Annotated in this window: 9 protein-coding genes and 1 pseudogene; 8 read left to right on the top strand and 2 right to left on the bottom strand. The window is 61.8% G+C overall.

Translation table 11 applies throughout. The annotated features are described in order from the left end of the window. Window positions 1–157: 157 nt before the first annotated feature. Complete coding sequence (locus tag NKH02_RS30225; protein ID WP_352883302.1) at window positions 158–472, bottom strand: YMGG-like glycine zipper-containing protein; 315 nt, start codon at window positions 470–472, stop codon at window positions 158–160. 266 nt (window positions 473–738) lie between these two features. On the opposite strand from NKH02_RS30225, the gene NKH02_RS30220 reads away from it, so the two are divergent. After that, window positions 739–1077, top strand: coding sequence for a plasmid partitioning protein RepB C-terminal domain-containing protein (locus tag NKH02_RS30220; RefSeq protein ID WP_352883301.1), 339 nt, complete (start codon window positions 739–741; stop codon window positions 1075–1077). A 253-nt stretch (window positions 1078–1330) separates the two neighbouring features. Next, window positions 1331–1702, top strand: coding sequence for a hypothetical protein (locus NKH02_RS30215; RefSeq protein WP_352883299.1), 372 nt, complete (start codon window positions 1331–1333; stop codon window positions 1700–1702). Between the two features lie 193 nt (window positions 1703–1895). Here the strand turns inward: NKH02_RS30215 and NKH02_RS30210 are convergent, their stop codons facing one another. Next, a complete protein-coding gene (locus NKH02_RS30210) occupies window positions 1896–2792 on the bottom strand; it encodes a LysR family transcriptional regulator (RefSeq protein ID WP_352872758.1) in 897 nt (298 codons plus the stop codon). An 80-nt stretch (window positions 2793–2872) separates the two neighbouring features. On the opposite strand from NKH02_RS30210, the gene NKH02_RS30205 reads away from it, so the two are divergent. From NKH02_RS30205 to NKH02_RS30180, 6 genes and pseudogenes are all read left to right on the top strand, one after another. After that, entirely contained in the window at window positions 2873–4087 is a 1215-nt protein-coding gene (locus NKH02_RS30205) for a trans-sulfuration enzyme family protein (RefSeq protein WP_352883298.1), read from the top strand. A 29-nt stretch (window positions 4088–4116) separates the two neighbouring features. Further along, window positions 4117–5151, top strand: coding sequence for a transporter substrate-binding domain-containing protein (locus tag NKH02_RS30200; RefSeq protein WP_352883297.1), 1035 nt, complete (start codon window positions 4117–4119; stop codon window positions 5149–5151). A gap of 71 nt (window positions 5152–5222) precedes the next feature. Next, window positions 5223–6338 (top strand): ABC transporter permease subunit, encoded by a 1116-nt coding sequence (locus tag NKH02_RS30195; RefSeq protein ID WP_352883296.1) that lies wholly within the window; start codon window positions 5223–5225, stop codon window positions 6336–6338. A 3-nt stretch (window positions 6339–6341) separates the two neighbouring features. Then, a complete protein-coding gene (locus NKH02_RS30190) occupies window positions 6342–7433 on the top strand; it encodes an amino acid ABC transporter permease (protein ID WP_352872765.1) in 1092 nt (363 codons plus the stop codon). 44 nt (window positions 7434–7477) lie between these two features. After that, window positions 7478–8227 carry an amino acid ABC transporter ATP-binding protein gene (locus NKH02_RS30185; RefSeq protein ID WP_352883295.1) on the top strand — a complete coding sequence of 250 codons (750 nt, stop codon included), beginning with the start codon at window positions 7478–7480 and terminating at the stop codon, window positions 8225–8227. 113 nt (window positions 8228–8340) lie between these two features. After that, window positions 8341–8623, top strand: a pseudogene (locus tag NKH02_RS30180) (multicopper oxidase domain-containing protein); the annotation flags it as partial. Between the last annotated feature and the right edge of the window lie 74 nt (window positions 8624–8697).

Below are 8697 nucleotides of genomic sequence, written 5' to 3'. Positions count from 1 at the left end.
GGTCAATCCGAGCCGACCAAGAGACCGATCCTCCCTCAATCAGATGGCCTTCATATATGAATAAATTTCCCCGGACAGCCCTGCATGAGGAGGGGAGATGTCCGGCAGGACAGAGAGGGGCGCTGTCCCGCCGACCTTACCGTCGCCTGCAATCGCCTCAATAATCGCCGTTGTAGTACCGGTCGTCGCAAGGCGCGGTGTAGATGCGACCGTAGCGGTCCTGGTAGCGGCACATCTGCTCGCCGCGGCGCTGCGGAGTGGTGGCTGAGCCGACGACGGCGCCGAGCAGGGCGCCGCTGGCCGCACCGATGACCGTGCTCTTGGTGTTGCCGCCGATGGCCTGGCCGACGAGAGCGCCGCCGGCGCCACCGATCAGCGCGCCGGTTCCGGCCCGCTGCTGGCCCTCGGTCTGCGCGCAGCCTGCCAGTGCTGCAGTCATCAACACGGCGGCGATGGCTTTGTAAAAGGTCATGTGAGGTCTCCCTTGAAGGCCTGAAATCCCTATCGCTCGTCCCGTGCGGTCGCAATGCGGCGGAACGGGGGCACGATGCCTCACGAAAAAAGACATGGTTTCTCGGGCGTTGATTGAGGCCCGCCCTCGAGTTTCGAGAATCTGGTCGCAGCAACAAGGCGCCATTCGACACAAAGTGTCCATGAAAATGTAACGAAATTCCAGCGCCAGTCCGTTAGGTTGGCAGGTTTAGGCAAACGTTCAAACTGCCTTTTAGGCGCTGGATGATGGAACAGGCCCATACGGCCCGTCGAGCTGCAGATGACGCGCAACGCGTGCGCGCTGCTCAGTACGTGCGAATGTCCACGGACCACCAAAGCTACTCGATCGACAATCAGAAGGATGCAATCCGCGAATTCGCGGATGCGATGAACTACGACATCGTAGCCACATATAGGCTCACCGAGGAGAGCTACGGATCTGACCATCTGGATCTGGTGGTGGCCACAGGGTATCTTGCCCGACTCCTGGAAAACGCCCGCGTTGTTCGATATCTCGCGCAGAGTTTCCCCGAGATTCTTGCTGAGTTTCAGAAAATGACCGAGGCGGTCCGAACGCCTATCTAGGTCTTGCTGAGCTCGTCGGCATCCCATTTGACTTCATCAGCTATCCGCCTCACATGAGTATGGTGCGGGCTTGTCGCGGGGTTCCGGGGCGGTTTTGGCAGCGCATCACCTCGGGGCGCGCCGGCAGTTTGGCCACAGAAAAGCCGCCCGTTTGTCAGCACCTATGAGACTTTCGATGAGCGAGTGCTCAAGAAAATGTTCATCATATTAGGCCAATTAGGGTTGGTACAGCAGCAACAGTAGATGATAATTCATGCAACGTATCGTCAAATTGTTGCCGGAAAAGCTGCGCGGCAGCAGGGTGACCCTTGGTGTCTTCGTTTATGCAGTGATCACATTTGCTGTAGGCGGCTGGGCTTACTCCAGCGGTCATAGAGCTGGCCGAGTTTCTCAATTGAGGGACCAAGTGTCGGCCTATAACAGGCGGATGGGCCTGGACGACAAGTCGAACGCGTTGGGCCAAGTCTTTCTTTGCCAGGAACTCGGCGGCATGCTCGAAGAGTGTCAGAAGATCGGCCGCTGCCCCACGTCCCCCCTCAGGGTGCCGGCTCGTCTCTGTGGGCGCATTGCAGACTGGCGGCTCTGGGCCGACAGCGGGCTGCCGACTTTTGGCAACTTAGCTTGAAGAGCAGCCGTTCAAATCTGAGTTCCTCTCAAACACTTTGTTTTGTCTGTCTCGATAACCCCGCAGTCTGTCCCAAATGCCAATCAGGGGAGTACCATGGCCGGCCACTGATGTGCCGCACACTGCTTCAACGAACTTGTCGAGTGCCGGCTTGATGCATGACGAGCCGAGCGACGAGCGCTGACTTGTTCGCCTACGGTTCGCTCGATAGCGCATTGCGCGCCGCGTAGAGTTCGGCGATGAAGTCGGTAATCAGCGCCGAGTTGATTCCGTCCGGCGGACGCAGGAGCAGCGCGCGGAAGTGCACGGCCGGCTCGAATGGCCTGGCCACGATGCCGCCAATCATGCGGTCGGCAATGACCGAGGGGTTCACCAGGCCGATCCCCATGCCCTTCGCCGCGAGGATGGCGATGGTCAGGCCGTAGGGCGTCTCGATTAGGATGCGCGGCCGCACGGCATTCGCGGTCAGGATTTTGTCCATGGCGACCCTCACCGTGTCTTCCGGTGACAATGCCAGGAACGCCTCGTCGGCGAGATCGGCCGGTGTGATCACCTCCTTCCGCGCCAGCCGGTGAGTCGTTGGCATCACGCAGACGGCGCGCGGCGTGGTGAAGATGCTGTGTAGCACGCCGCTGGTATCGACCTCGTCGGCCGCGAGCCCGATGTCGAAACTGCCGGATGCCACCAAGTCGCGGACGACGTTGGAAGTGCGAACTTGATAGCTGATGCGCACCTGGGGATGCCGGCGCGAGAACGTTACGATGGCGCGCGGCACCAGCCCGTGCCCGAGCGCCGACAAGCTGGCGACGCGGATGGTACCGGTGCCGACCTCCTTGATCTGGGCCGCGCGCAGCTTGAGCCGGTCGAGCCCGACCAGGTTGGCTTTCACCTCGGCATGGAACAACTCCCCTTCGCGTGTCGGCACCAGCCTGCCACGAATGCGGTCGAAAAGCCTGAAGCCGAGTTCAGCCTCTAGCTTGGCTAGCGAACGGCTGATGGCCGGTTGCGAGGTATCGAGCAGCGCGGCCGCCGCGCCGGCGCCGCGCGTGATCATGATCGCGTTGAAGACATCGATGTCGCGCAGGTTCATAGTGCAACCCATATCAAAAGCGAATTAACTTTATCGCTGCGGTCATAGATGGCAATGGATGAGCCGGCTAAGTTGCGCCCATGAACCGACGCGACGACACTTCACATGTCCATCCTCCCAAGCGCTCCGAGGAACCGTTCCAGGCGGTGGCGATGCCGGTCGAGCGAGCCTCGACCATTGTCTTTGACGATCTGGAGTCGTACGAGCGTCGCGTCGAGCGCCTGTACGACGGGTTCAGCTACGGACTTTACGGCACACCGACCAGCCGGCAGCTCGAAGATCACATCGCCGTGCTGGAAGGCGGATCGCGGGCTCTCGTCATTCCGTCGGGCATGGCCGCCATGACGCTGGCAACCATGGCTGTCTGCCGTGGCGGCGAAAGGGTTCTGATTCCGGAGACGCTCTATGGCCCGGCGCGCGACATGGCCGAGCGTTTTCTCGGCCCCCTCGGGATCGAGGCGGTTTGCTACGATCCACGGCTGGACGCAAGCATCGCGGCCATGATCGACGGCAGAACGCGGCTGGTTTGGGTAGAATCGCCTGGCTCGGCCACCTTCGAAGTCCAGGATGTGCCCGCCATCACAGCCGCGGCCCACAAGGCCGGCGCGCTCGTCGCGGCCGACAACACCTGGGCCTCGCATCTGCTGTTTAAGCCGCTCGCTCATGGCGTCGACATCTCGATGCAGGCGCTTTCCAAACACGCCGGCGGCCATGGTGATCTCCTGATGGGTTCAGTCTCAGTGCGCGACGAGGCGCTGTTCCGACGCCTGAAGGACACGGCGCGCTTCCTCGGCTACGGGGTCTCGCCGGAGGATTGCGCGCTGTGCGAGCGTGGCCTGATGACCATGCCGGTGCGCATGCGTCATGCCGACGCCACCGCGCGGAAGATCATCGCCTGGCTGTCGGAAAGCCCGGAAGTCGCACAGATCTTGCATCCCGCGGAGCCTGGTCATCCTGGCCACGCGGTCTGGAAGCGTGACTTCGCCGGATCGGCGGGCGTGTTCTCCTTCGTGCTGCGGCCGGAACTGGCGCCACTGCAATCCCATGTCCTGCGCAGCCTGCGGCTGTTCAGGCTCGGTGCAAGCTGGGGCGGCGTGCATTCGCTGATTGCCGTCAGCGATCCGCGCAAGGGCCGCGCCAGCCTCGACTGGCTGAAGCCTGGCCCGGTCTGGCGCCTGTCGATCGGCCTCGAGGCACTCGACGATCTTCTAGCCGACCTTTCCCAGGCCTTCGAACTTTTTGCTGAAGCCCGGCGCAGCGGAACCGCCGCAGCCGACGTCAAGGCCACCGAATGACGATAACCTCAACGACAAGGGGAATGACTATGAAACATCAAGGTCTGAAATGGCTCACGGGCCTGGCGATAGGATTGGCCAGCCTGAGTACGGGCGCCGTGGACGCCAGCGCGCAGGCGGTCGTCAACAAGATCAAGGAGCGCGGCTATGTCAGCTGCGGCGCCAGCCAGGGCGTGCCCGGTCTCTCCCGGCCGGACGAGAAGGGGTATTATCGCGGCTTCGATTCCGACATCTGCCGCACTTTCGCGGTCGCCATCCTCGGCGACAAGGAGAAGATCCGTTACGTGCCGCTTAACGCAGGCCAGCGTTTCCCTGCGCTGCAAACTGGGGAAATCGACGTTCTGTCGCGCACATCCACCATCACCTACAGTCGCGATACGGTTGTCCGCTTCGTTTGGATCAATCTCTACGACACGGACGGCATGCTCGTGCGCAAGGCCGATAACATTACGGAGCCCAAACTGCTCGACGGAAAGACCGTCTGCCTGCAAGGCGGTGGCAGCCTGACCGAGAAGGCGATAGAGGAAACCGAGGAAGAGTTCGGGATCGCGATGGAGAAAGTCTATTACGACTCGACCGTTCAGGCGCGCGACGCCTTCTTTGGGGGCCGCTGCGATTCCTACGTCACCGACGGCACTGCGGCAGCCGGACAGCGTGCCTCGGTGGCCAAGAACCCGGACGACTACGACATCATCCGAGTCGGCAGGGCCGCCGAACCCAATGGCGTCGCGGTCGCCCGCGGTGACGATCAGCTTTTCGACGTCGTGCGTTGGACACTCAATGCGCTGTTCTGGGCCGAAGCCAACGGCATCACCTCGCAAAACATCGATGAAAAGCTTGCCTCGGGCAGTCCGGAAGTCAAACGCGTGCTGGGCGAGGAGCCCGGTTTCGGCAAGCCGCTCGGATTGGGCGACAAGTGGGCCTACAACGTCATCAAGCAAATGGGCAACTACGCCGAGATCTGGGATCGCAATCTCGGCAAGGACAGCCCGCTGAAGGTCGAGCGCGGCTTGAACGCGTTGTGGAAGGACGGCGGCCTCAACTATCCTTTCCCCTGGGATTGAGCCCCACATAAAGGGGGGAAACGTGCGCGGCGCTCCCTTTCCTGCTAACGCCGCGAAACGTGGAGGTCGAAATGCTGAGCGACGCCAAGACCAGATCGATCATCATCCAGTGTGCCGTCGTGGCCGTGGCTGCCGCCTTCGCTGCCCTGCTCGTCAGCACGACTTTCGCCAATCTCAGGGCACGCGGCATCCCGATCGGCTTCGATTTCCTGATGATGCCGTCAAGGATCGTCATCTCGGAAGCGATCCTCACTTACAAGTCGAGGGATCCCTATTACTGGGCGATCGCGACCGGGATCGCCAACACCGTCTTCATCTCCGCCGTCGTCATCGTCTTTTCATCCGCGCTCGGCCTCGTCGTCGGCATTGCCCGGCTGAGCAGCAATCCCTTGGCAGCGGGCACCTGCCGCGCATTGGTGGAGGTTGCACGCAATTCACCGCCGATCGTGCTCCTGATCTTTCTCTACTCACTGTGGTGGAAGGTGCTGCCGCCGGTCGGCGAAGCGCTCAATCCCCTGCCAGGCGTTTACGCCTCCATGCGCGGCTTTGTGGTGCCGGCTGTCAGCATTGACATCGCCACCCCGGGATTGCTCGTCATTGCTCTCGCCCTGGCACTGGCGGCCGTCGGCTGGGCGGCGGCGAGACGAGGATGGCTGCCGCCGCTGGCCGCACCGGCGATCCTCGCGGTTGGCGTTGCCGGGGTCTGGCTTGCCAACGCGAAGTTCTCCGTCGACTGGCCGACCTTCACCGGGTCGAATTTCAAGGGCGGCAAGGAACTGACGCCCGAACTCAGCACCATCCTGATCGGGCTGACCATCTACACCACCGGATTTGTCGCCGAGATCGTGCGCGGCGGCGTGCTTTCGGTTGGCCGCGGTCAGTGGGACGCAGGTCATTCGCTCGCCCTGCCGCGTGGCAAAATATTGCGTCTGATCATTATCCCGCAGATGCTGCGGGTGATCGTCCCGCCGCTCAACAGCCAATACATCAACGTCGTCAAGAATTCGACGCTGGCGATCGCGGTCGGGTATCCGGACTTCCTTGCGGTGATGAACACCATCATCAGCAAGTCCAGCCATTCGATCGAGGGCGTCTTTATCATCCTCGGCGTTTATCTCTCTCTCAACCTGAGCCTGTCGAGCGCGGCCAATTGGTACAACCGTCGCATCGCCATCGTGGAGCGCTGAACCATGAAGGCCCTGTCTCTTCCCCTTCCGGCCGAGCCAACGCCAGGACAGATCCGCTTCGGCGCCTTGCGGCGGTCCGCCAGGCTCCTGTTCGGCACGCCGCTCAATGCCGCCCTGACGCTGTTGTTCGGCGTTCTGCTCGTCGCCACGGTGCCGCCGATGCTGCGCTGGCTGGTAATCGACGCTGTGCTGTTCGACCCCAGTCCACGCGCGTGTCGGGTGGCCACCGGAGCGTGCTGGAGCTTCATCTACGCCAAGTCCGGGCAGTTGCTGTTCGGCATCTATCCGCTCGACGACCGCTGGCGCCCCGCCATCGTTTGCCTGCTCATCCTGGCGCTGCTCGGCTGGTCGGTGCGGCCTGCCAGCTGGGCTCCGCGGCTGGCGGCGCTCTGGGTGGCGGCACTAGTGCTGATCTTCTGGCTGATGGCCGGCGGTTTAGGCCTGACCGAGGTTCCGACCTCTTCTTGGGGCGGCCTGCCGGTCACACTCATCCTCACCGTCGTTGCCATCGGCGTCGCCTTCCCCGTCGGCATCCTCCTTGCGCTGGCCAGGCGCTCGACCATGCCCGCGATACGCGTCGGCGCCGTGGTCCTGATAGAATCGGTGCGCGGACTGCCGCTCTTGTCCATCCTGTTCGTGGCATCGATCATGATGCCGCTGTTCCTGCCCGAGGCTTTGTTGCCTGACAAGTTCGTGCGTGCGCTGGTCGCCCTCACCATCTTCGCCGCGGCCTATCTCGCCGAGGTGATTCGCGGCGGCCTGCAGGCTATCCCGAATGGCCAGTACGAGGCCGCGGCGGCGGTCGGCCTGCCCTTCTGGCGCATGCAATATCTGGTGATCCTGCCGCAGGCGATCCGGGTGGCGATCCCGGCGCTGGCCAACACCATCATCGTCATGATCAAGAACACCAGCCTTGTCCTGGTGGTCGGCCTGTTCGACCTGATCAGCTCTGGTAAAGCGGCGCTGGCCGACCCGGATTGGCCATCGCCTGCGGCCGAGACGTTCCTGTTCATCGGCGCGATCTTCTTCGCACTCTCCTTCTCATTCGCCCGCTTCACCGACTTTCTGGAGCGGCGCGGCCCCACCGCCCACTAGGAAATGCCGTGATGTTATCGTCCCCCCTAAAGCGCGTTCCGTCCATGCCAAATCCCAATGATCGGCCGGCAATCGAATTGACCGGGATGAACAAATGGTACGGGGACTTCCATGTGCTTAAGAACATCAACTTGAGGGTCCTTCGCGGCGAAAAGCTGGTGATCTGCGGGCCCTCGGGCTCGGGCAAGTCGACCATGATCCGTTGCATCAACCGGCTGGAGGAGCACCAGCAGGGACAGATCGTCGTCGACGGCGTCGAACTCACCAATGATTTGAAGAAGATCGACGTAATCCGGCGTGACATCGGCATGGTGTTCCAGCACTTCAACCTGTTTCCGCACCTGACTATTCTGGAGAACCTAACGCTGGCGCCGATCTGGGTACGCGGGATGCGGCGCGGGCAAGCCGAGCAGACCGCCATGCATTATCTGGAACGAGTGAAGATTCCGGACCAGGCGCACAAATATCCCGGCCAACTGTCAGGCGGCCAGCAGCAGCGGGTTGCGATCGCGCGCGCGCTTTGTATGAGCCCCAAAATCATTCTCTTCGACGAGCCGACGTCGGCACTCGATCCGGAAATGGTCAAAGAAGTGCTCGATACCATGGTCGCGTTGGCCGAGGATGGCATGACCATGCTGTGTGTCACGCACGAGATGGGATTTGCCCGCCAGGTCGCCGACCGCGTCGTCTTCATGGACCAGGGCGAGATCGTTGAGATGAACACGCCCTCCGAATTCTTCTCGCATCCGCGTCACCAGCGAAGCAAACTGTTCCTTGCCCAGATCCTGAACTAGCTCGATCTCATAGAGAGGGAGCCCATCAGCTACGGATCGATGAGCCACCTCTCCGAAATCCCGCACCAAAGCAGCGGCCTCGGCAATGGATCACCCGCCCTCTGACCATGCCAACTCTGAAAGTGCGCTTCATTGGCACCCACAATGGGTTTATCCACCCGATGCACGTCCACGGCGGTCCATTCGAAATTGTCGCCCGCGACGGCGAGACTATCCCGGACTCGGCACGATTCCTTGCCGCGGGTCAACGTCGGACCAGCGCAACGATACGATGTCGTCTGGCAGGCACGTCGGGCCGGAAAATGGCTGATCCACTGCCATATCGGGCATCATACGACCAACAACAATGTCGAAGAACAGGGCGGTGGCGGACTGATGGTCGTGATCGATGTGCAGCTCCGAAGCCTGATCCGCAAGTCGAAGATTAGATGGAAATCTTTGCCGTATACGGCAATCTGTTTGCTGTTGCC

Source organism: Mesorhizobium sp. M1396 (genome assembly GCF_040317725.1).
Lineage (GTDB): Bacteria > Pseudomonadota > Alphaproteobacteria > Rhizobiales > Rhizobiaceae > Mesorhizobium.
Note: the sequence above shows the minus strand (reverse complement) of the source record. Positions and strands in the feature narration are given on the sequence as shown.

Excerpts from the sequence above, each read along its gene's own strand:
- NKH02_RS30210 (WP_352872758.1), bottom strand. The coding sequence starts at position 2,792 with ATGAACCTGCGCGACATCGATGTCTTCAACGCGATCATGATCACGCGC.
- NKH02_RS30225 (WP_352883302.1), bottom strand. The coding sequence starts at position 472 with ATGACCTTTTACAAAGCCATCGCCGCCGTGTTGATGACTGCAGCACTG.
- NKH02_RS30190 (WP_352872765.1), top strand. The coding sequence starts at position 6,342 with ATGAAGGCCCTGTCTCTTCCCCTTCCGGCCGAGCCAACGCCAGGACAG.
- NKH02_RS30195 (WP_352883296.1), top strand. The coding sequence starts at position 5,223 with ATGCTGAGCGACGCCAAGACCAGATCGATCATCATCCAGTGTGCCGTC.
- NKH02_RS30205 (WP_352883298.1), top strand. The coding sequence starts at position 2,873 with ATGAACCGACGCGACGACACTTCACATGTCCATCCTCCCAAGCGCTCC.
- NKH02_RS30185 (WP_352883295.1), top strand. The coding sequence starts at position 7,478 with ATGCCAAATCCCAATGATCGGCCGGCAATCGAATTGACCGGGATGAAC.
- NKH02_RS30200 (WP_352883297.1), top strand. The coding sequence starts at position 4,117 with ATGAAACATCAAGGTCTGAAATGGCTCACGGGCCTGGCGATAGGATTG.
- NKH02_RS30215 (WP_352883299.1), top strand. The coding sequence starts at position 1,331 with ATGCAACGTATCGTCAAATTGTTGCCGGAAAAGCTGCGCGGCAGCAGG.
- NKH02_RS30220 (WP_352883301.1), top strand. The coding sequence starts at position 739 with ATGGAACAGGCCCATACGGCCCGTCGAGCTGCAGATGACGCGCAACGC.